1 protein-coding gene is annotated in these 320 nt (G+C 66.6%); it reads right to left on the bottom strand.

Features of this window, described 5'->3' with window-relative positions:
- Positions 1 to 80: 80 nt before the first annotated feature.
- Positions 81 to 320: aminotransferase class I/II-fold pyridoxal phosphate-dependent enzyme (locus HA630_RS26720; RefSeq protein WP_166832047.1), on the bottom strand; the 240-nt coding region annotated here is incomplete at its 5' end.

The raw sequence follows: 320 nt of genomic DNA, 5'->3' as shown, positions 1-320 counted from the left end.
GGTTGGACAACAGGAAATAGACCCCCAACAGGATCAGCAGCACCGCAACGGTCGGGCTTTTCATGGCTTGGGGGCTCGGGTCACAAGGCCCGCGCCAGGCGCTGCACGCCTTCGCGGATTTTTTCCACGTCCGAGGTGGCGAAGCTCAGGCGGAAGCTGGCGCGGTCGGGTTGCTCGCAGTAAAACGGCGCGCCGGGCACAAAGGCCACGCCCTGGTCGATGGCACGCTGCGCGAACACCTGGCTGTCCTGCACTTGCCCGCGCGCACCGGTCAGCCGCGCCCACACGAACAGGCCACCCCGGGGCTGCACAAATTCCAC

It is taken from the genome of Aquabacterium sp. A08, from assembly GCF_011742065.1.
The sequence above is the reverse complement of the archived record's forward strand: the minus strand, read 5'-3'. Positions and strand labels throughout refer to the sequence as shown.